The sequence below is a fragment of the Effusibacillus consociatus genome, from assembly GCF_042652925.1.
Lineage (GTDB): Bacteria > Bacillota > Bacilli > Tumebacillales > Effusibacillaceae > Effusibacillus > Effusibacillus consociatus.
Genome location: NZ_JBHSHC010000024.1, coordinates 1 through 22117 on the forward strand (window position 1 = coordinate 1; position 22117 = coordinate 22117).

Annotated in this window: 20 protein-coding genes, 2 tRNA genes and 2 pseudogenes; 21 read left to right on the plus strand and 3 right to left on the minus strand. The window is 46.7% G+C overall.

The genetic code is table 11. The annotated features are described in order from the left end of the window. Window positions 1-68: 68 nt before the first annotated feature. The 8 genes and pseudogenes from ACFO8Q_RS03960 to ACFO8Q_RS03995 form a co-directional block, all read left to right on the plus strand. Window positions 69-218, plus strand: a complete 150-nt coding sequence (locus tag ACFO8Q_RS03960; protein WP_380024443.1) for a hypothetical protein — start codon at window positions 69-71, stop codon at window positions 216-218. 10 nt (window positions 219-228) lie between these two features. Continuing rightward, complete coding sequence (locus tag ACFO8Q_RS03965) at window positions 229-654, plus strand: hypothetical protein (RefSeq protein WP_380024444.1); 426 nt, start codon at window positions 229-231, stop codon at window positions 652-654. Window positions 655-885: 231 nt separating this feature from the next. Next, window positions 886-1086, plus strand: a complete 201-nt coding sequence (locus ACFO8Q_RS03970) for a cold-shock protein (protein ID WP_380024445.1) — start codon at window positions 886-888, stop codon at window positions 1084-1086. A gap of 101 nt (window positions 1087-1187) precedes the next feature. After that, the gene (locus tag ACFO8Q_RS03975) at window positions 1188-2663 is read left to right on the plus strand and encodes a degradosome RNA helicase CshA (protein WP_380024446.1); all 1476 of its coding nucleotides are present in this window, start codon (window positions 1188-1190) and stop codon (window positions 2661-2663) included. Between the two features lie 246 nt (window positions 2664-2909). Next, window positions 2910-4010 carry a redox-regulated ATPase YchF gene (gene ychF, locus ACFO8Q_RS03980; protein WP_380024447.1) on the plus strand — a complete coding sequence of 367 codons (1101 nt, stop codon included), beginning with the start codon at window positions 2910-2912 and terminating at the stop codon, window positions 4008-4010. A gap of 93 nt (window positions 4011-4103) precedes the next feature. Then, window positions 4104-4301, plus strand: a pseudogene (locus tag ACFO8Q_RS03985) (single-stranded DNA-binding protein); the annotation flags it as partial. A gap of 601 nt (window positions 4302-4902) precedes the next feature. Further along, a complete protein-coding gene (locus tag ACFO8Q_RS03990; RefSeq protein ID WP_380024448.1) occupies window positions 4903-6729 on the plus strand; it encodes a reverse transcriptase/maturase family protein in 1827 nt (608 codons plus the stop codon). A gap of 246 nt (window positions 6730-6975) precedes the next feature. Further along, window positions 6976-7260: pseudogene (locus ACFO8Q_RS03995) on the plus strand (single-stranded DNA-binding protein); the annotation flags it as partial. 116 nt (window positions 7261-7376) lie between these two features. On the opposite strand, the gene ACFO8Q_RS04000 reads toward ACFO8Q_RS03995, so the two are convergent. Both ACFO8Q_RS04000 and ACFO8Q_RS04005 read right to left on the minus strand, forming a co-directional pair. Next, window positions 7377-9299, minus strand: coding sequence for an ABC-F family ATP-binding cassette domain-containing protein (locus ACFO8Q_RS04000; protein WP_380024482.1), 1923 nt, complete (start codon window positions 9297-9299; stop codon window positions 7377-7379). Between the two features lie 140 nt (window positions 9300-9439). Continuing rightward, entirely contained in the window at window positions 9440-10819 is a 1380-nt protein-coding gene (locus ACFO8Q_RS04005) for a dipeptidase (RefSeq protein WP_380024449.1), read from the minus strand. 75 nt (window positions 10820-10894) lie between these two features. On the opposite strand from ACFO8Q_RS04005, the gene ACFO8Q_RS04010 reads away from it, so the two are divergent. Continuing rightward, entirely contained in the window at window positions 10895-11074 is a 180-nt protein-coding gene (locus ACFO8Q_RS04010) for a hypothetical protein (protein ID WP_380024450.1), read from the plus strand. A gap of 59 nt (window positions 11075-11133) precedes the next feature. On the opposite strand, the gene ACFO8Q_RS04015 is transcribed toward ACFO8Q_RS04010, so the two are convergent. Next, on the minus strand, window positions 11134-11499 hold the full coding sequence (locus tag ACFO8Q_RS04015; RefSeq protein WP_380024451.1) for a group I truncated hemoglobin: 366 nt from the start codon (window positions 11497-11499) through the stop codon (window positions 11134-11136). Between the two features lie 105 nt (window positions 11500-11604). Between ACFO8Q_RS04015 and ACFO8Q_RS04020 the strand changes: the two genes are divergently transcribed. From ACFO8Q_RS04020 to ACFO8Q_RS04075, 12 genes are all read left to right on the plus strand, one after another. Further along, complete coding sequence (locus ACFO8Q_RS04020; RefSeq protein WP_380024483.1) at window positions 11605-12102, plus strand: Crp/Fnr family transcriptional regulator; 498 nt, start codon at window positions 11605-11607, stop codon at window positions 12100-12102. Window positions 12103-12173: 71 nt separating this feature from the next. Continuing rightward, window positions 12174-12488 (plus strand): MazG-like family protein, encoded by a 315-nt coding sequence (locus tag ACFO8Q_RS04025; RefSeq protein WP_380024452.1) that lies wholly within the window; start codon window positions 12174-12176, stop codon window positions 12486-12488. Between the two features lie 109 nt (window positions 12489-12597). Further along, a complete protein-coding gene (rplI, locus tag ACFO8Q_RS04030) occupies window positions 12598-13041 on the plus strand; it encodes a 50S ribosomal protein L9 (protein WP_380024453.1) in 444 nt (147 codons plus the stop codon). Window positions 13042-13045: 4 nt separating this feature from the next. After that, window positions 13046-14986, plus strand: coding sequence for a Lon family ATP-dependent protease (gene lonC, locus ACFO8Q_RS04035; protein WP_380024454.1), 1941 nt, complete (start codon window positions 13046-13048; stop codon window positions 14984-14986). 20 nt (window positions 14987-15006) lie between these two features. After that, window positions 15007-16350 carry a replicative DNA helicase gene (dnaB, locus tag ACFO8Q_RS04040; RefSeq protein ID WP_380024455.1) on the plus strand — a complete coding sequence of 448 codons (1344 nt, stop codon included), beginning with the start codon at window positions 15007-15009 and terminating at the stop codon, window positions 16348-16350. 128 nt (window positions 16351-16478) lie between these two features. Further along, on the plus strand, window positions 16479-17123 hold the full coding sequence (locus ACFO8Q_RS04045) for a DUF2238 domain-containing protein (protein WP_380024456.1): 645 nt from the start codon (window positions 16479-16481) through the stop codon (window positions 17121-17123). Between the two features lie 146 nt (window positions 17124-17269). Further along, complete coding sequence (locus tag ACFO8Q_RS04050) at window positions 17270-18553, plus strand: adenylosuccinate synthase (RefSeq protein WP_380024457.1); 1284 nt, start codon at window positions 17270-17272, stop codon at window positions 18551-18553. 179 nt (window positions 18554-18732) lie between these two features. Then, window positions 18733-18808 (plus strand) — tRNA-Lys (locus tag ACFO8Q_RS04055). Window positions 18809-18824: 16 nt separating this feature from the next. After that, window positions 18825-18901, plus strand: a tRNA-Asp gene (locus tag ACFO8Q_RS04060). A 277-nt stretch (window positions 18902-19178) separates the two neighbouring features. Then, window positions 19179-21029 carry an AMP-dependent synthetase/ligase gene (locus tag ACFO8Q_RS04065; RefSeq protein WP_380024458.1) on the plus strand — a complete coding sequence of 617 codons (1851 nt, stop codon included), beginning with the start codon at window positions 19179-19181 and terminating at the stop codon, window positions 21027-21029. A gap of 26 nt (window positions 21030-21055) precedes the next feature. Continuing rightward, window positions 21056-21601 (plus strand): hypothetical protein, encoded by a 546-nt coding sequence (locus ACFO8Q_RS04070; protein ID WP_380024459.1) that lies wholly within the window; start codon window positions 21056-21058, stop codon window positions 21599-21601. Between the two features lie 11 nt (window positions 21602-21612). After that, the gene (locus ACFO8Q_RS04075) at window positions 21613-22113 is read left to right on the plus strand and encodes a hypothetical protein (protein ID WP_380024460.1); all 501 of its coding nucleotides are present in this window, start codon (window positions 21613-21615) and stop codon (window positions 22111-22113) included. Window positions 22114-22117 lie beyond the last annotated feature (4 nt).

The window sequence follows — 22117 nt, forward strand, 5'->3', positions numbered from 1 at the left end:
GAATTCAGTTCGACATGAGGTTATTTTCATCCTTCTGCTGGTGCTGAGAAGCAGCATGGGGATCTTATTTGGACAAAATTAACGAGCAGGAAGAAGGGTACCCGCTCCGGTTTGTCAATGCGAAAGAAAGCGTCTGGATGATTGCCAGGGCGTACTACAAACTATTGAGCATCTATCTCCGGAATAAAGGTTTGCAACCGGAAGAAGCTGTAAAATAGGGGGTAGAGTATGAACCGTGGAATCGGAGTTGGACAGGTGATTTCGTTTCGCCTTCCGGCCGACACTCCTATCCATGTGATCGAGTTTCTCAACCATCTCAAAGAAACGGAAGGGAGAGGTTTTAGCAAAAAAATCGGGCAAATGTTTATTACCGGGGTGAATCAGGAACTGGCCAGCAGGCAGCCAAATGTCTTAATTCCGCTTCCTCAACCTCTCTCAACAGAGCAGCAGCATTGGCTGAATCACAGCGTAACCCAAGAGTTTATCGGAAAGCTGATTTGTCAGCTGGCATCTCACTCACTGCCGGTCGTGGAACCGCCAGTATTTGAAATGCCGATAGAAGAGGTTGCCCCCCACAAGGAGAAAACAGGCACCGGGTTTCAAGTGAGTACACCCTATCACCAAAAGCTGGTCAATTTTTTATTTGAGGAATAACGATACACTTGAATAATTTTTCAGAATTTGACAAACATAGATAATGTGTTATAATGAGAAATGTCTAAGTGACAACATTTGCGCTTAATGTTTGCTTATGAAACGATGAGTAGCCGGTTCGGCTGTGCCCTTTCATAGGTGCAGACGCACCGGCTTTTCTGTATCATAAACGGATTTTGTGCAAATGATTATTTTAAAAGCCTAGAGTGGGTATTTAGGAGGATTTTCGCAATGCAACAAGGAACAGTTAAATGGTTTAATGCAGAAAAAGGTTATGGTTTCATCGCAACTGAAGGCGGAAACGATGTATTCGTACACTTCAGCGCGATCCTTGGTGAAGGATTCAAGTCCCTTGAAGAAGGTCAGCGTGTGAGCTTTGAAGTGGTTCAAGGCAACCGCGGCCCTCAAGCAGCAAACGTAACCAAGCTGTAAAGGCTTTAATAGCCCATTTGGGTGAATGCCCAAATGGGTTATTTTTTGTCTTTTGGTCAATGATATATGTGTACTATGGAAAGAAGAAAAGAGGTGGACAAATGTCTCAATTCATGGATCTTAATTTAAGCAGGCCTGTCATGAAGGCTTTGGAAGAAATGGGTTTCGAATCTGCAACTTCCATTCAAGCTCAGGCAATACCGGTAGCGCTTACAGGTCGGGATATGATTGGCCAAGCCCAGACCGGCACCGGCAAAACGGTGGCATTTTCAATTCCGATGGTGGAAATGGTTAACACGGACGAAGATTACGTACAGGGTCTGATCTTGACTCCGACCCGTGAACTTTGCATACAGGTAGCAGAGGAAATCGGCAAAGTCGGACTCTATAAGCGTGTCCGGACCCTTCCGATATATGGGGGGCAGGATATCAATCGTCAGATTAAAGCTTTAAAAAATCGCCCCCATGTGATCATTGCAACTCCTGGAAGATTGATCGACCATATCAACCGGCGGACAATCAGGCTAAATACCATTAAGATGGTCGTATTAGATGAAGCGGACGAGATGTTGGATATGGGGTTTGTTGAGGATATTGAATCGATCCTCAAAACTTGCCCGGACAACAGACAGACCTTGTTGTTCTCCGCTACTATGAAGCCGGCTGTAAAAAGCTTGGCCCAGAAATTCATGAAAGACATCGAGCATGTGGCGGTGAAGGCGCAAGAAGTTACCGTTCCCCTGATCGAGCAAGTGTATTATGAAGTTCCGGAACGCCAGAAGCTGGATGTATTGACACGTCTTCTTGACATTCAAAATCCCGAGCTGGCAATTGTCTTCGGCCGTACCAAACGGCGTGTGGACGAATTGATGAATGCTCTTATTACTCGCGGATACCAGGCGGACGGGCTGCATGGCGACCTGAGTCAAAGACAAAGGGATACGGTCATGCGCAAATTCCGTGACGGAGCGGTTGATATTTTGGTTGCTACGGACGTTGCCGCGCGAGGGCTTGATGTATCCGGTGTTACCCATGTGTATAACTTCGACATTCCACAAGATATCGACAGTTATGTCCATCGAATCGGAAGAACAGGGCGTGCGGGAAAAAGTGGAATCGCCACTACGTTTGTAACACCTCGTGAAGTCGAACATTTGCACCAAATTGAACGGATTACAAAGCGAAAGATCACGAAACTCCCCTTGCCAACAATTGCGGAGGCGCGGCTTGGAAAACAAAGAATTGCGATGGACCAGTTGGTGGATGCCGTAGCCCACAACGACCTATCGGGGTTCAAAAATCTTGCAGAAGAGCTGCTTGAACAGCACGACTCCTTAACACTTGTCTCAGCGGCGCTGAAACTTTTGACGAAAAACACTAGCGAAGTGCCTGTTACCTTAACTGCAGAACAACCGCTTCGGGTGAAGGGGCCACAAAACCGCTCGAAAGATCGGCGCGGACCGGCTCGTCCCGGCAAGCAATTCGGCGGCGGCAGGAACACAGCAGGCCGTTCGGGTGGGAAAGGGCCTAAGAAAGATGCCCGTCCAAGAAAAAAAGAACCCGCGTTCACACGGTAATCTCTCTAGCCTCCCTCCAAGGGGGGCGGCTTTTTTTTAACAGGTTTTTCGAGGATAGACCCCCTTAGCCCGTCAAGCTCAAGGGAGGTCTGTTTTTTGTGCCAAAGTATTTAAAGACCATTGCATCCTAGGGCACACGTTCCGCCAAAGTACCGCAGGGTGCAAGGTCACGCTATGTAGTGCCCTTATGTTTTGGTATAATGGTAAAAGTGTGACTTTTGACTGTATGGAGTGGAGGTGCCAGAAATGGCTTTAACTTGTGGTATAGTAGGTCTCCCGAATGTTGGGAAATCGACTCTTTTTAATGCGATTACAAAAGCGGGTGCGGAAGCGGCGAATTACCCGTTTTGTACAATAGATCCAAACGTGGGCGTGGTAGAGGTGCCGGATGAGCGCTTGCAGAAGCTGGCGGAGATCGTCCACCCGCAGCGCATCTTGCCGACTGCGTTTGAATTTGTTGACATTGCGGGACTGGTAAAAGGCGCAAGTCGTGGGGAAGGTCTTGGCAACAAGTTTTTGTCCCATATACGGGAAGTAAACGCGATTGCCCATGTGGTTCGATGCTTTGAGGATTCGAACATTACACACGTAGCGGGCAAAGTGGATCCTCTTTCCGATATCGAGACAATCAACCTGGAACTCATTTTTGCCGATTTGGATTCGGTGGAACGCCGGATGGAACGTGCCCGCAAAGGGTTAAAGGGCGGAGATAAGAAAGCTCAACAAGAAGTGAATGTATTGGAACGATTGAAGGATGCATTTGAAAACGGGAAACCGGCCCGTTCTGTTGAGTTGGATGAAGAAGAGAGCTTGTTGATTCGGGATCTGCACCTGTTAACAATCAAGCCGGTTCTTTATGTAGCGAATGTTTCGGAAGACGAAGTTGCAAACGCGGAAGACAACCAATACGTGCAAGCCGTAAAAAAATACGCAGCGGAAGAGAAAGCGGAAGTAGTGGTAATCTCCGCAAAAGTAGAATCGGAAATTGCGGAGCTTGAAGGGGAAGACCGAGAAATGTTCCTGGAGGAGCTCGGGCTTCAAGAATCCGGTCTGGATCGTTTGATTAAAGCGGCCTATAAACTGCTAGGGCTTATTACCTACTTCACTGCAGGAGAAAAGGAAGTGCGCGCTTGGACGATCCGTCAGGGGACGAAAGCTCCGGGTGCAGCCGGCGTGATTCACTCTGACTTTGAAAAAGGCTTTATCCGGGCTGAAGTTGTGGGCTACAATGACCTGATCAGTGCAGGTTCCATGAATGCCGCGAAGGAAAAAGGTTTGCTTCGTCTTGAAGGCAAGGAGTACGTAGTGAACGATGGCGATGTTATGCATTTCCGGTTTAATGTTTAGGGTTACTCCACGACTCTCAAATTCGTTAACTTGTGACAAAAATCGGGAAATGATAGACTGATAGAAAAGAAGTATAAATGGAGGAATTCCTGAATGTTGAACCGGATTATCCTGATTGGACGATTGACAGCTGATCCCGAGCTCCGCTATACATCATCCGGAACGGCCGTCGCATCTTTCTCATTGGCGGTTGACCGTCCGCGCGCCAATCAAATGGGAGAGCGGGAGACCGATTTTATTAACATCGTGGTGTGGCAAAAACTCGGTGAACTTTGCGCCCAATACGTGCGCCCGTACGGCGCTGGTTTGATTGCCGCATAAGCGGCCAGAGTAACTGATGGCTCTGTCGATAGCCACCTTATCCGGAGAGGAAACCCAAAGGGGAGTGTAGCATGGTGGAAAAGGCACAAGTCGGACGAGCCGTACGTTCCGCAACTGAGTGTCGAGTCGAAAGGAACTGCATGGTCAAGGCTAAACTGCTTGAACTCCAATCCAAGGCGGGCAAAGCGTGCACCCGATGACCTATGACGGCTGTAAGGTCGTATGAGCCGATGCATGTTTATGGGTATTGTAAACATGCTCATCAGAAACGGCTCGGCCAACTTCCAATAGGAAGTAAAGGATGAATGGAGGACCTAAACAGTTCACGGATTATCAAACCAGAAGACTAAACGGGGATCACCTAAGTTGGAGCGCCAACTTTAAAGGAACTGAATGTGAGTTTCTAATACTTCTTCTCACCTTTTCCTAAATGGCTATGGTTCACAAGGAACCTGAAAATCCAATATGGTGACGGAGTCTCCATAGTAGTCCGAGTACGGGAAAGCCGTATACATGGCGAAGGGAGACAGGTTGTTCGTATCTAAAACACAAAGGGATATGGTGAGAGACCATGAGAGATCCAAGAGTGGTATTAGATACACTAAGAGAGAAAACTCGTAGCGATCCGTCATATGTCTTCGATAAGCTATACAGAAATTTATACAACCCAGAGTTCTACATCATGGCTTATGGAAAAATTGCCCCAAAACCAGGTAACATGACTCCAGGTTCAGATGGACAAACGATTGACGGTTTCAGCCTAGAAAAGGTCAATATAATCATCGAAGCTCTAAAAACAGAACAATATCAACCCACACCTGCCCGAAGGGAGTACATTCCGAAGAAAAATGGCGGTAAAAGACCACTAGGCATTCCAGCTACCTATGACAAAATCCTGCAAAAAGTCGTTAGAAACATCCTTGAAGCTATTTATGAGGACACATTCTCAGAACACTCTCACGGATTCAGACCTTCAAGAAGTTGTCATACTGCCCTTGAAGAAGTCACGCAAAAGTGTAGAGGAACAAAGTGGTGGATCGAAGGAGATATCAAAGGCTTCTTTGATAACATCAACCACGAAACCCTCATAAATATTCTTAGAAAAAGAATTAGAGACGAAAAATTCCTCAGACTGATCTGGAAATTCCTAAGAGCTGGGTATGTGGAGGATTGGAAATTCAACTACACATATAGTGGCACCCCACAGGGTGGAATAATCAGCCCTCTGCTCGCAAACATATACCTCAACGAACTGGATAAATACATGGAAATGTATAAAACGAAGTTCGACAAAGGTAAAAAGCGAAAAAATAACCCAGAGTACAAGGCAATCAGTTTCCAGATAGAAAACAAAAGACGCAAACTAATGAACCCAAAGTTATCTGGTGAGGAACTAAAAGCGCTACAAACAACCATAAAAGAATTAGAAGTAAAGCGCACCAAAATCGACTCTGTGCACCCTATGGATGAAAACTTCAAACGACTCAACTATGTAAGATACGCGGATGACTTTGTAGTCAGCGTTATAGGCAGTAGAGAAGAAACCGAACAAATCAAAGAAGACATCAAGGACTTTCTGCAAAAAGAACTAAAATTAGAACTCAGCGCAGAAAAAACGTTAATTACCCACTGGAAAAACCCAGTCAAATTTCTAGGATATGAAATATTCATATCCGACGGAAAAGGAAACAGCGTAAGCATCAAAAACAGAAAAGGCGGGGGTTGGGTAAGAACAACGTCTGGACATGTTACACTATCTCTTCCATACGAAGCAATAGAAAAATTTATGCTCAAAAACGATTACATCTACATCGATAAGGAAGGGAAATGGAAAGCCAAAGAACGGGGCAAGTACAAAAACAATGACGACCTAGAAATTGTCAGCATTTACAACTCAGAAATTAGAGGCTTTTACAATTACTACAGCTTAGCAAAGAACGTCAATAAGCTCAATCACCCATATCACCTCATTCGCACAAGCTTTCTCAAGACACTTGCTATGAAATACAAAACCAAAACATCCTTCATCGCAAAGAAATTCTCGCGTGACGGAGAATTGGGAGTTTGGTTTAAAAATGCAAAAGGACAAATGAAGTTCAGAGCATTTTATCATGAAGGCTTTAAAAGAAGACTAAAGCCACTTAAAGAACCAAACGTGGATCAACCAAAAAACACACTCATCTACTCTGCAGTCACAAGTCTTGAAGAGAGAATCAAAGCGAACAAATGTGAATGGTGTGATGATACAACAGGGCCCTTCGAAGTCCATCACGTAAGGAAATTCAAAGACCTCAAAGGAAAAGCCCGTTGGGAACAATTCATGCTTGCTAGAAACCGTAAAACTGTAGTAATGTGTTTAAAATGCCACGATGATCTTCACGCTGGCAAGCTAGATTAAACTACGACAAAGACACTCTTAGTGTAGAATGACTGGCGAGCCGTATATGCCGAAAGGTATACGTACGGTTCTGAGAGAGGTTCAGGAAAACCTATTCAAACTGGTATGGGCAGACGATTCATGCAGAGCATATGACTACAGGAACGTTTTATAGTGAGTGGAAAATAGAAAAACGAACTATCAGTCTATCATTTCCCGCCACTCACTAACATGCCAGGTTTTGAAAAAGGCGTCTGGTTCCTACTCTACCTGAAAAAGGGGCGAATGGCAGCGGTCGAAGGCCGTCTTCAAATCCGCAGTTATGATAATAAAGAAGGCCAAAAAGTACGTGTCGCTGAAGTTGTTGCAGACAACGTTCGATTCCTTGACCGCGGGGACAATACAAGCGGCGGCGGTTTTGAAGCAGCCGGCGCAGGCTTTGGCGGCAATGCAGGCTTTAGCGCTCCGAAGAAAAATAACACATTTAACGAAGATCCGTTTGTCGATGACGGCAAGCCGATCGATATTTCGGATGATGATTTGCCGTTCTAGTGTAAATCTCAAATTAGGTAAAAACCCTTGTATACCAAGGGTTTTTATTTTTTCCAGACAGTTCGTTTTATTTATGACCAAAAGAACAATTGGCTATTATAGATGGTAATTAACTATCACTTTTGCTTATTTCGGGAGATTTCCTCGACCAATTCACTTAGCTCCGCCCAGCGCTCGACTGCTGCGTTAAGTTCCGACTCGAGCATTGATTGTTCTTCCATCAGCTTTTGCAAACGGGTGTAATCCGTTCCACCTTTGGCCAATTCATCCTGCACTTCACTAAGCTTGGCCTCAAGTTCCGCAACTGTCTCTTCGATCGTGTCATATTCCCGTTGTTCCTTGAAGGAAAGCTTAAGGGGGCGGGACGAAGTTTTTTGGGTGGAGGTTCTGGTTCTGTCAAGTTCTTTTGCTTTAACTTCCTTGACTTCAGTGTGAACAGCTTCTTCCGATCGATTGGATTGATACTCGGAATACATCCCCATGTACGAATGGATCTTACCTTGTCCCTCAAACGCAAGCAGACGATTCACCACCCGATCAAGAAAATACCGGTCATGAGATACGGTGATCACCGTCCCGTCAAAATGATCCAGATAATCTTCAAGGATCGTTAAGGTTTGGATGTCCAGATCGTTTGTCGGTTCATCGAGCAGCAGTACATTCGGTTGGCTCATCAAAATCCGCAGGAGATACAAGCGTCTCTTCTCACCGCCGGATAGTTTGGCAATCGGGGTCCACTGGACCGAAGGCGGGAACAAAAATCGGGTCAGCATCTGTCCGGCGGAGATTGTTTCACCATCAGAAGTTTTGATGTAAGAAGCGGCCTCCTGAATGTATTCGATCACTCGTTTTGACTCATCCATATCTATATTTTCTTGTGTGTAATAAGCCATTTTTACTGTTGTTCCAATGTCGACGGAACCCCTGTCGGGAGAGAGCTTCCCAGCCATGATATTTAAAAGTGTGGACTTGCCGCTCCCGTTGGGGCCCACAATCCCTATCCGGTCTCGCGGCTTGATTAAGCAGGAAAAGTCCTTAATCAGGGTCCGATTTTCAAAAACCTTTGAAATCTGAGTCAGCTCTATCACCTTATTTCCCAACCATTCAGAACCGATTGCGATCTCCAATTTGTCGGCCAATTTTTCCACTTTCTGATCCCTGAGGGACTTTACGAATTCGACCCGCGCTTTTTGTTTTGTGGTTCTGGCTTTCGCGCCCCGCTGCAGCCAGGCCAACTCGCGACGCAAAAGGTTCTGTCGTTTGTCAACACTTGCCGCCTCGCGTTCTTCCCGTTCCGCTTTTTGTTCGAGAAACTTTTCATAGTTTCCGGCATAGGAATACAGGTGCCCTTTATCCAATTCAAGGATTCGATTCACAACCCGATCCAGGAAATACCGGTCGTGGGTAATCATGAGCAGCGCGAACTTGCTTTTGGACAGATAGCCTTCCAGCCAATCGATTGTCTCATGATCAATATGGTTGGTCGGTTCATCCAGAATCAGCAAATCAGCTGGCCGGATGAGAGCGCGCGCCATTGCAACACGTTTGCGCTCACCACCTGAGAGATTTCCAACAATGCTGCTGTAATTCGTGATGCCTAAGCGATTAAGAATGGTCTTTGCGTTTGCTTCCAGTTCCCATGCGTTATGGACATCCATTTGCTGGCTAAGTTGCAAGAGACGTGATTGAAGCTTGCTGTCATCCGGATTTTGGTTAAGGTGTTCAAGTAATTGTTCATATTCACCCAGCAGCGCCAATACGGGAGAAGACCTTTGAAAGACCGATTGCAATACGGTCAGGTTGTCATCGAATACCGGGTTTTGCGGCAGATATTCAATCTGAATTCCATTCCCGGTTGTAACCTGTCCGCTGTCAGGATGGTCCACTCCCGCAATAATTTTCAGCAGCGACGACTTGCCGGTTCCGTTCACGCCAATTAAACCGATCCGCTCCCCTTGATCGATGCCGAACGTTATATCTTGAAAAAGTATTTTTTCACCGTATGATTTGTTTAAGTTCATAACAGAAACCAGATTCATAATCATCAAACCTTTGTTGAATTTTGTTTCGGGAACTGTCTCAATCAGTTTAGCACGAAACAAGCAGGATTCAAGCAAGGAAAAAGTTTCATCAAATGAAAAGGCGTCCACTCAAAGAGGGCGCCTTCATCCAACTGGCTTTAATTTTCCAATGTTCGCTCCAGCTCAAACCAGTACTCGCAAAGTGTCAGCAGCCCTTTGTCGAAGTTTTCCAGATGAAAGTGTTCGTTAGGGGCATGGAAGTTCTCGTTCGGCAGGCCGAATCCCATCAGAACTACAGGGAGTTGAAGTAAACGTCCGAACGTTTCCACGATCGGGATGGATCCACCCATACGTGTAAAGGCTGCGGGCGCTTTATAAACCGCTTCATAGGCACGACCGGCAGCTTGGATCGCCGGGTGATCAATTGGCGTTGCAAATGGGCGTCCCCTGTCAAAAAGCTGGGTTGTAACCGTAACACCTGGAGGCGTATGTTTTTCAATATGTTTTCGGATAAGCGCTACGATTTCATCAGGATCTTGATCGGGAACGAGACGGCACGTGATCTTGGCATGCGCTTCCGAAGGAAGCACAGTTTTGATTCCTTCCCCTTGGAAGCCGCCATAAATGCCGTTAATTTCCAGTGTGGGACGAACCCATGTCCGCTCCAGCAGCGAATACCCTTTTTCACCAAAAAATTCAGGTACGCCAAGTTCCTGCCGAATTGCTTCTTCGTTGATGCCGAGTGACCGAAAAGCTTCCTGTTCCTCTTCGGAAACGGGAACGACGCGGTCATAAAATCCTTCCACCGCGATTTGGCCATCCTGATTTCTCATCGAATCCAGGATCCGCACGAGAGCGTGAATCGGGTTTTGTACGGCTCCGCCGTAAAGCCCGGAATGAAGATCTCCGACAGCTCCTTTCACATCGATCTGCAGACCGCAAAGACCACGCAGGCCTGTACAGATGGCGGGTTTCCCTTTTTCAAGCATTGGGGTGTCCGAGATCACAAGCACATCAGCGGTCAGCAGATCCTTGTTCTCTTCGACGAAGAGGTCCAGATTCGGGCTTCCAATTTCTTCTTCGCCTTCGATACAGAATTTGAAGTTGAGGGGAAGGGTCCCCGTTGTATGTAAAATGGCTTCCAACGCCTTGATATGCATGAACGTTTGCCCTTTATCATCGGTTGCTCCGCGGGCATAAATCTTGTGATCCCGAATATCCGGCTCAAACGGAGGGGTTTCCCATAGTTCCAATGGATCAACCGGCTGCACATCGTAGTGTCCGTAAATCAAGACGGTTGGCTTGCCTTCTGCCTTCAGCCATTCTCCGTAGACAACGGGATGACCTTTGGTAGGCATAACTTTCACGTTGTCCATTCCTGCTTGCTTTAGAGAATTGGCAATCCACTCAGCCGCTCGAATCACATCCTTCTTGTTCTCGGAGAGTGCACTGATGCTCGGGATTTGCAGCAACTGCTTCAGTTCGTTCAGGTGTCTGTCTCGGTTTTCTGTAAAGTACTGCGTGAAACGATTGTCCATTCAAATTCCCCCCTACGAAAGTCTCCCTAAATTTTACCACAAAAATGGGCACACTACCCGATGGAGGTGAATTCGATGTCAGACAGAGGGACCAACAATGCCCCGAATACGCGCAATCCGGACCGGCCCCCGTCAAAGCCGGGCCGGCTGGATCAGTTTGCGGATGATTTGAATGAAACAGTGAACCCTGAACTTCGAGGGGATGTCACGTCAAACGACGAAGCTGCCATGCAAAGGAATAATGGAGGGGTATAAAGAACCAACCAAAGAATCGACTACCCCGACAGTCGATTCTTTGCTTTCATGGGAATCGGTTATTTCCTCAAAACATCCTCTTTCATTGTTAAAAGTTTTTCAACCACAAGGCCTATTTGCTGTTCAGTCACCCCAAACTCCTGCAAAGTGCTGACAAGATGGCCGGCTACCGCATTGAAGTGTTCTTCTTGCAAGTTCAATCCTTCATGTGCCTTGGACATCGATTGTCCTGTATACTGATTGGGACCGCCTGTTACCCAAGTGAGAAATAAAGTTTGATGACGGATTTGCTTTTTCATGTCCGTTTCTTTAAAAAAATGGTTAATTGTATCATCAGACAGTATTTTTTCATAAAAACGTTCTACTACCTTTTGAATTGCCTCTTGTCCACCAAGTTGTTCATAGAGTGTCAGAGCTGTTTGCATCCGTTCTTCCTCCTTGTATCTTGAACTGCAACTATCATATCGGAATTGAAAAAGGTAACCTGTGACCTGAATCACTCCGTTCGTGACAGTGAGGTGAACAAATTGATCACACTGCATAAAGGTGAGGTGCTTTTTCGGCAAGGTGAGGTTGGACCGCTTTACCGGCTGCGGAGCGGTCTGCTCAAGGTAATACGGTTACAGGAGGATGGTACCCCGTTCCTGTTTAATTTGCTGTTGCCTGGTGAAATATTTCCGCATCATTCTTTGATCACTCCGAAAGAGTACCACGGTACAGCGGTTGCTGTGATTGATTGTAAAGTGGAAGTGATCGAAGCCGAGGAGTGGTACCGGCAGCTTCAACAAAATCCGGAACAATATCGTGAGGTAGCGCTGCTTTTGCAAAGCAAATTGAGAACAATGCAGGAACGCATAGACCAGATAACCACTGTGTCTGCACACAAGCGGCTCCAGTTGCTTCGCCAGTGGCTCACAAAGTATGTTCATGAAACCCAAATTGAAGAAATGCTTACGCAAGAGGAAATTGGACAACTGATCGGCATACGCCGCGAAACAGTGAATCGTCTTATGCGCAAGGATAGTTAGATAATCGCCTTGTGCAGGAGATTTCGCCCTGTTTGTGGAAGGTAGTTAGATATCGTGTGGAGGGGGTTGCCATGTCTGATGCCCGGAAAGACCTGGATATTGCCAAAAATATCAAGTTGATCGAATGGTTGAAAAGCGAACTGATGGATAACGTGGCCGGGTTGTTCCGCGGATTTCTTCGGGGGAGTGAGACTTTGCTGAAGGACTGCCTTGCCAATATTGTGGTCTTGTGCTACTTATTGGCACGACGCTTGGGAATCCGGTATTCGGAGCTTGACGACCAGATTCTGGAGCGAATTCGTCAGAATATCGAGGCAGACTGTGGATTTGACTCTTGGAAAGGGGATCTGACCGTCCTCGAACACCATTATCAGAACAAAAAATAGATTGGAAGTATATAGATTTTCCAATCTGCTCGAATATTACCTGAATACTTCTAGTGTCGATTCATGGTATAACAGAGGTAATGGGAAAGCAGGCAAGGAGGGTTATTTTATGAAAGTGATTTTTCTTCAGGATGTAAAAGGACAAGCAAAGAAAGGCGAAGTGAAAGAGGTATCCGACGCTTACGCCCGCAATGTCCTGCTGAAAAAAGGGCTTGCTGTCGAAGCAAACGCAGCAAATATCAATAAACTACAGGCACAAACCAAAGCTAATGAAAAAAGAGCGCAAGAAGAACTCGAAGAAGCAAAGAAGTTGGCAGCGGTGTTAGAAAACACGGTTGTAACGCTGAAAACCAAAGCTGGCGAGGGCGGACGCGTGTTCGGCTCGATTACCAGCAAACAAATTGCTGACGCCTTGGAGGCAATGCAGCTTAAAGTGGACAAACGCAAAATTCTTCTGGATGAACCGATTAAAGCATTGGGCACTGCCATTGTACCGGTCAAATTGCATCCGGAAGTTTCTGCAGACCTCCGCGTCCAAGTGCAAGCGGAGTAAGATCATGATGAAAAAACTGCTGGAAAAACTCAATATTATTCCAAATAGTACGCTGCATCAGAAGCTGGAAAACGAAGAAGCGCTCCGTCGACAAGTGACCGCGTTGTTTGGAGTGTTAAGCAGTGTTCATGGCGCAGACAAGCTGGTTCTCCGGGCAGGGAAGCTGGAAGCGCTTAATTTGATGCGCTCATCCGATCTCACAGATCGGGTGATTGCGCTTCAGCGTATTGTGTTCGAGAATCCGAATATTACCGAAAGACCTTCAAAAGAACAAATCCCCGAAATCCTGCAGGAAGTGGAAGAGGCTTTGGCTGACATGTTGGCCCGCCGTTCCGTGGAAGCGGAGCTTGAGGCAAAGGTCAACGAGAAGATGCAGGAACGCCATGAAGAATATCTGCAGGAAATTCGAACCCAATTGATCAAGGAAAAGACCGGGCCGGAAAATGCCCAAACCCTGAAAAAGTATGCGAAGTTGGAGAAGTTGGAGCATATCCGTTTGACCGGTTCCACTCTGGAATTGGTACGTCCGCAAGCGTTAGATGATATTGTCGGGCAAGAGAAAGGAATCCGTTCGCTGATTTCAAAATTGGCATCTCCTTTCCCGCAGCACGTGATCATCTATGGACCTCCAGGTGTGGGGAAGACAACTGCCGCGCGCATCGCTTTGAAAGAAGCCGCGCAGTTAAGTTCCACGCCGTTTGCGGCTGATGCACCATTTGTTGAGGTTGACGGTACCACCTTGCGTTGGGATCCTCGTGATATCACAAACCCGCTCCTGGGATCAGTGCATGATCCGATTTACCAGGGAGCGCGGAGGGATTTGGCGGATACGGCGATTCCTGAACCGAAGCCGGGGCTTGTCACAGAAGCGCATGGCGGGGTGCTTTTTATTGATGAAATTGGCGAGCTCGATCCCGTCCTGCAAAACAAATTGTTGAAAGTGCTTGAGGACAAGCGGGTTCAATTTGATTCTCCTTATTTTGATCCCGATGACCCGAATGTGCCGAAGTATATTAAAAAATTGTTTGAAGAAGGCGCGCCTGCCGATTTCATCTTAGTCGGTGCCACAACGCGCGACCCTTCCGAAATCAATCCCGCGCTCCGGTCACGTTGTGCGGAAGTGTTCTTTGAACCTCTTGTACCGCAGCAAGTGGAACAGATAGTTGAAGGGGCCGCCGCGCGTCTTGGAGTGTCAATTGAATCGGGTGTAGCTGAACTGATAGCACGTTATACGGTCGAAGGCCGCAAAGCGGTGAACGTATTGTCGGACGCTTACGGATTATTGAAGTATAAGGAAGGCAAGTTGAATCGGGAATTAAACGTACTCGGTGTACAGGATGTAGAAGAAGTGCTGCAGATGGGGCGCTTGCACCCTTATGTCCGCCGGAAAGACCGTGAGCGTTCCGAAGTGGGGCGGGTGAACGGGCTTGGTGTAGTAGGCTTCCTGGGCTCTGTAATCGAGATTGAAGCAGTGGCGTTTCCTGCTGCTGAGAAGGGGAAGGGGCGCCTGCGTTTCAATGATACTGCCGGTTCCATGGCGAAGGACTCCGTATTTAATGCCGCCGCGGTATTCCGACGTGTGACCGGTCAAGACCTGGCCGATTTTGATGTGCATATCAATGCGGTAGGAGGGGGCCGAATTGATGGACCTTCTGCCGGAATCGCCATTTTCCTGGCGGTTTACTCTGCGGTGACCGCGAAGCCGGTTCCGCAATGGATTGGGATCACAGGTGAAATCTCGATTCAGGGGCGAGTGAAACCGGTCGGCGGAATTGTTGAGAAAATTTTCGGAGCGCGCCAAGCAGGATTGACCCATGTGCTTGTTCCGGAGGAAAATGCTCCGGATGTGCCGAATGATACTACTGAGATACAAGTGACGACGGTGAACACCATCGAAGACGTGTTGGCTCTTGTATTTGGGGAACAGATTGAGAAAGTCAGCTAGTCTCCAAAGGGGGTCGCTGTATGGATGAACAACTGATAGAGCGTGTACCTCCCCAGAATATTGAAGCGGAACAAGCTGTACTGGGTGCCGTATTGATCGAACCGGACGCTCTGACAACCGTAACCGAGATTCTCAAAACGGAAGATTTTTATCGCACGAGCCATCAGAAGATCTATGAAGGCATGATCGAAGTAGCCGATCGGGGAGAGCCAGTCGATATCGTAACTCTGACTGCGCATCTGCAGAATCTGGGGCAAATCGAGGAAATCGGCGGCGTTTCCTATCTGGCGACCTTGGCGAATACGGTACCGACCGCGGCCAATGTTGATTACTACGCAACCATTGTCAAGGAAAAAGCTGTTGTCCGCCGTTTGATTAAAGTTGCCACTTCGATTGCCACTTCCGGATACGAAGGAACCGACGATGTGGTTGGCTTGATCGACGAAGCGGAGCGTAGAATTTCCGAGTTGTCCAATGAAAAGATCAACCGCGGATTTACTCCGATTAAGGATATTCTGCTCACCACGTTTGAAAGAATTGAGTTTCTGTATGCAAACAAGGGTGGGGTAACCGGTGTCCCCACCGGATATCCGGATTTGGACCGGATGACGTCCGGTTTTCAGAAATCGGATCTGATTATCGTAGCTGCCCGTCCCTCTGTGGGGAAAACAGCTTTTTCCCTTAACATCGCTCAGAATGTAGCGGTAAGGGCTGGGGTTCCGGTGGCCATTTTTTCTCTTGAAATGGGGAAAGAGCAGCTGGTTCAGCGTATTTTGTGTGCCGAAGCGAACCTTGACGCGGGAAAAATGCGAACGGGATATCTCGACGATGACGATTGGCCGAAATTAACCATGGCTGTCAGTTCCCTGGCGGAAGCGCCCATTTTTATTGATGATACACCGGGGATCACAGTTGCCGATATCCGGTCAAAATGCCGCCGGCTGCAGCAGGAACACGGACTTGGCATGATTCTGATTGACTATTTGCAGTTGATTCAAGGGCGGGGCAAGGGAGATAACAGGCAGCAGGAAATCTCCGAGATCTCCCGAACTCTCAAATTGATTGCCCGTGAATTAAATGTGCCTGTGATTGCGTTGTCACAGTTGAGCCGCTCAGTGGAACAAAGGCAAGACAAACGGCCAATGCTTTCTGATCTGCGGGAATCCGGTTCTATCGAGCAGGATGCCGATATTGTGGCTTTCTTGTACCGGGACGACTATTATGATCCCGAGTCGGAGAAAAAGAACATCATTGAAATTATTATTGCAAAGCAGCGGAACGGCCCTACAGGCAAGGTGGAGCTCGTGTTCCTGAAAAACTTCAACAAGTTCGTCTCGCTTGAACGTGAGGCGGTAAGTTCATAACGAGGCCGGACAGCATTAAGCTGTACCGGTCTTTTCGTTAAGCGCTTATTTCATAATTCCTGAAATTCAGTGCATATTAACGATGTGTTTCTTAATAATTTCTGTATCGTAAGGACGGGTATAACACAATGAAGAATAAAACCCTGCATATCCTATTCTTGAGCAGTTATATTGCGGTTCTTATCTGGTCAGTGATTCACCCGAGAAATTTATTGACTTGGTTTTTGGAACTCGTTCCCGGGATTCTCGGTGTGCTCTTACTTATTTTTACTTACCCGCGTTTCAAATTTACCAATCTCACTTATGTTTTGCTTTGGATCTCTGCCATATTTATCGCGATTGGCGGTCATTACACGTATGCAAACATGCCCCTTTTTGACTGGCTCCGGGACACATTTCATTTCCAACGCAATCATTATGACCGTTTTGTCCATTTCACAGAAGGGGTTACAGCGGCTGTTCTGTTGAGAGAGCTATTGCTCAGGAAATCACCGCTCAAGCGGGGGAAATTGCTGTTGTTCATTGTTGCAGGGATAAGTCTTTCATTTAGCGCGTTCTACGAACTGACCGAATTTGCGGTTGCCAAGATTGCCGGCAAGTCGGCCGAAGCTTTTTTAGGGTTACAGGGAGATGTTTGGGATACCCAGTGGGATATGCTGATGGGATTGACGGGGGCCGTACTTGCTTTACTGGCGCTTGGCGGAGTACAAGATCAACTGCTTACCCGAAAACAAAATGAAGGGCAAAAATCGGGGCATTTTCGACTTTCATAATACGAACAAATTCAACGAAACCTGATAAATTGTTCGTGTTTTTACTTGACGATCCGCCTCATTATTGCTACACTCACTTAGGGACATTGAATGAATTTCGAGGGAATGTCCCGGGGAATTGTAATGACTAATGGAGGTGTTGCCGTATGGCAACCTTAGTGGTTGTGGGAACCCAGTGGGGCGATGAAGGAAAAGGGAAAATCACCGACTTTCTGGCGGAAAAAGCGGGTGTTGTCGCACGCTACCAAGGGGGCAACAACGCGGGACATACCATCTCAATTCAAGGCAGAGAGTTTAAGCTGCACTTGATTCCATCGGGAATTTTTTACCCGGAGAAAATCTGTGTGATCGGAAACGGCATGGTGGTAAATCCGAAAGCGCTCGTTGACGAACTCCGGTATTTAAGAAATAACGGCGTTTCAACAGACAATCTGCGCATTTCGGACCGCGCGCATGTTGTAATGCCTTATCATATTCGGCTTGATGAATTGGAAGAAGAAAGCAAAGGCAGCAATAAAATCGGCACCACCAAAAAAGGGATCGGGCCGGCTTACATGGACAAAGCGGCACGGGTTGGAATTCGAATGACGGACCTCCTGGATCCGGAAGAATTTGCGTCTAAATTAAAGCGCAACCTGGAAGAGAAAAATCGGGTTTTTGAGAAAATCTATGGTGTGCCAGGATTTGATTTTGATCAAATTTATACTGAGTATCTCTCCTATGTAGCTGAATTTCGGCCATATGTAGTGGATACCTCTGTGGTGTTGAATGAAGCAATCGATGCGGGCAAAGATGTACTGTTTGAAGGGGCACAGGCTTCGATGCTTGACATCGATCAAGGAACCTATCCGTATGTAACATCCTCAAATCCTGTTGCGGGCGGCGTTTGTATCGGCGCCGGCGTGGGCCCGACCAAAATAAACAAAGTAATCGGCGTTGTGAAGGCCTACAGCACACGGGTTGGAGATGGTCCATTCCCAACAGAACTGATGGATGAAACAGGAGAGTTTATCCGTGAAACCGGACGCGAATATGGTACCACTACAGGGCGTCCTCGCCGTGTAGGCTGGTTTGATGCGCTTGTTGTTCGCCACGCAAGACGGGTGTCCGGTTTGGATGGAATGGCAATTACACGTCTTGATATCTTAACCGGGCTTAAGGAACTGAAAATCTGTACTGCGTACCGTTACAACGGCGAAGTTCTGAAAGAGTTTCCAACGAGCTTAAAGGTACTCGCGAAGTGTGAACCGATCTATGAAACACTGCCAGGTTGGACGGAAGATATCACAGGCGTTAAATCCTACGAAGAACTGCCCGCCAATACACGTACGTACATTGAAAAAATCGCGGAAGCTGCGGGAGTACCGCTGGCGATTTTCTCGATTGGCCCGAACCGGGAACAGACAGTTCCGGTTACCTCGATTTATTAATCCCAAGACGGCACCTTCGGGTGCTGTTTTTATGTCTTTGTGCATGGCAATGGAACCAGGAATTCCTATCAAAAAATGATTGAAAAAGGGTTGCTTTTAAAAGTTGCTTCGTGTTAAGATACTACTTGTCGCCGCGATGACCGCTATGGAACAGTGACAGAGTGGTGACATTGATTTGTGAGCCATTAGCTCAGTCGGTAGAGCACCTGACTTTTAATCAGGGTGTCGATGGTTCGAGTCCATCATGGCTCACCACTAACAAAACATTATTGGAGCTGTGGTGTAGTGGCCTAACATGCCCGCCTGTCACGCGGGAGACCGCGGGTTCGAATCCCGTCAGCTCCGCCATTAAAAGAGTTGCCTAATTTTGGGCAACTCTTTTAAAATTTGGCGGAACTTTGACTGGGTGAAGTCCGGCATGAGGAAACATCCTTGAAAGTCACCCGTGTTCGTTGGAGCTTCACATCGATGTTCAATCCTTTCTTGAAAATTTTAGTTGACGAAAAAAATATTATTAGCAAAAATTATACTTACCAGTTTAAACTCAACAGTCAAAAAAGTCAGACTTCAAACGTATGCCTTTATTGTAGACCTATAATATCTTCTACAGGGGGAGATGTGGGGGATGAATCTTCTTGAACTTTTGCTCGAATCTGTCATGGCTTATCCTGACAAGGAGTGTCTTCGTTACAAAAAGGGGGATCAGTATCACAGCATTACGTACAAGGAATTTTGGGACACCATCAATGAAGTGGCCATTGGGTTAAAGGCCTCGGGTGTCAAAGAAGGGGACAAAGTGGGAATTTTATCAACCAACTGTCCCCAGTGGACGATCAGCGATTATGCAATCATGTCGGTTGGGGCTGTTGTGGTGCCAATTTATCCAACCTTACCAGCCTCACAAGTGGAGTTTATTTTAAATAATGGGGATGTCAGCTGTTTATTTGTACAAGATGCTGAGCAGCTCCAGAAAGTCAGTCGGAACTGGCCCCAACAGCTCCAATTTGTAGTCCAGTTCACCGGCGAAATTAACGCACACAACCAAAAAGTCCTGTCATTTGCCGATCTGTGTGCAATTGGCAAGCAGCACGCCGGCAGCATAAGCAAACCGGACATCCACTCCATCTCCGAAGAGCAATTAGCCACAATTGTACACACATCGGGAACGTCGGGAGTACCTAAGGGTGTCATGTTGTCACACAAAAATATTGTTTCAAATGTTCAAGCCGCTCTTGCTTACAATCCAGTCAAAGAAACGGACATAGCTTTGTCTTTCCTCCCTTTGTCGCACATTTTTGAACGAACCGTGGGACAATTTGCCTTGCTGTCGAGTGGGGCCACCATCGCATACTCAGAAGGCATCGAAAAGATTTTGGATAATCTTCAGGAAGTCAAACCAACGATTTTCGCTACGGTTCCAAGACTTCTGGAAAAAGTGTATTCGAAAATCCAGCAAAAAATGGATAAAATTCCTGGTTTCGTTCGAACCATCCTACCGGTCGACCGGCTCATCTATAAAAAATTGCGTAAAGGTTTTGGCGGAAGACTCAGATTGATCGTATCCGGAGGGGCCGCATTAGCGGCAGATATCGCGAAGTTCTTTGACGCAGCGGGCATCCCGGTTTATGAAGGTTATGGGATGACGGAATCCGCTCCCGTGATTTGCGCGAACCCATTTGGGAAGTCCAGACCGGGAACAGTGGGTCGACCGATTCCGGGTGTAAAGATACGCGTGGCGGAAGATGGGGAATTACTTGTAAAAGGCCCCAACGTCATGATGGGGTACTACAAACAACCTGAGGAAACGGCGAAGACAATTACAGAGGACGGTTGGCTGCATACGGGTGATGTCGTAGAGATCGAAGACGGGTATGTCAAAATCGTGGATCGCAAGAAAGAAATACTGGTGTTAGCCACAGGTAAAAACGTGGCTCCCGGGCCAATTGAAAGCAAAATTTCGCTAAGTCCTTATCTAGCCCAGGCGATCTTAATCGGTGATAACAGAACTTATGTAACTTGTCTGCTGATTCCCGATTTTGAAGCGCTTCGCCCCATAGCCAATGAAAAACAATTGGGGGAAGATCGAAGCGCGTGGGTCCAGCACCCCGAAATCCGTGCGCTCATTCGAGAGGAAGTAATTCGAGCTACGGCTGAGTTTGCAGGATTTGAACGGCCTAAGCGAGCTGTTATTCTTACGAATGAACTGTCAATAGAAGCGGGAGAATTAACCCCAAAACTAAGTGTTCGAAAAAAGACCGTATTACAAAATTACGGTGACCGCATCGAAGCCATGTATAACGGTTCCGGATACCTCCCGATTTATGAACAAATGGATAAAGAGAGTAGTCTGCATATTGGGACTGAAACAACTGCGAGCACAACAGAAGGCAAGGAAATTAAAAGCAAGCAGCGACCGATCTGGTTGTATGCAGCTGCCGGAATTATATTCGGCATAATTATCAGAATTTTGGTTTAACTAACCGGTCAGGAGGAGTTGATCAAATGGCGGCACGTACTGTTAGCCCCGTAGTAGGTGCGATTACTTCGGCAGTCATTGCAGGAGGGATCGCTTTCGTTCCACCCGTTCATGTAGATATTCATAAGTTTGATCTGATCGGTACCTTAAACAAAATCGCTTCCTCAAACGATAGAATAGGCCACATCAATGGGGGAATATTAGGCTCTTTGGATAATGTAAATTCAGCCACAATTTATACGGAACAAGCAAATGAGAAGCTAACGACTTTGCAGGGCTCTTTGGAAAAATCGGTAAACCGATTGGAGGATCTGAGAAAGGTAACTGATCAGCAAGTTCAATTGGGAAACCAATTAAGGGACTTATCCAGGCAGTTGGTGAAAACGCTTACTTCGATAGACTCCACTACTGGAGTCCAGTATCAAAAGATGAGTTCCCTTACTACACAAACTCAAAAGTTGGCGCAAACCTTTGGAACGGTATATAAGCTTAACCAGGACGCAAACAGTAAATTAAAAGACGCTGCATTGCTTACTCAAGAGGTAGACAGGTCAATGCCATCGTTGAAATAAGGAGGATGACAATGGAGCTTAAGTCCGTTTTATCGACCATAGGTACTGTAGTTGTCGCAGGTTTGATGATTCAATCCATTGTTATGACATCCACTATGAAGAAGTTGGATACAGGGATGAATGAAAACCTTAAGTCAACCAAACAACTTCTCTCAGTTCAACAAGAAATACAAGAAAAAAACAATGTTTTGAATCAGAGTTTACAAACCACTAAAGCGTTAAATGACAAATTTGGAGAATCTGTCGCAAAAGCTCAGCAGATAGATTCCTTGGTTGCACAAGTTGTAGCCGCGAACTCCCAAATTATGCAGCTGAATCAACAGAATGTCGGGTTGACAGGAGCATCCGGGCAGCAGTTGACAAAAATCAAACAAACTTTAACACAACTGCTGGAATCGAATAATACCTTGAAAAATTATCTGTCTCAGCTCAAACAAACCACTGACTCGGATGTGTATTGGCTGGGAGAAATCAAAAAATCCTCAGATAATTTAAATCGAAAAATGCCTTAAATCA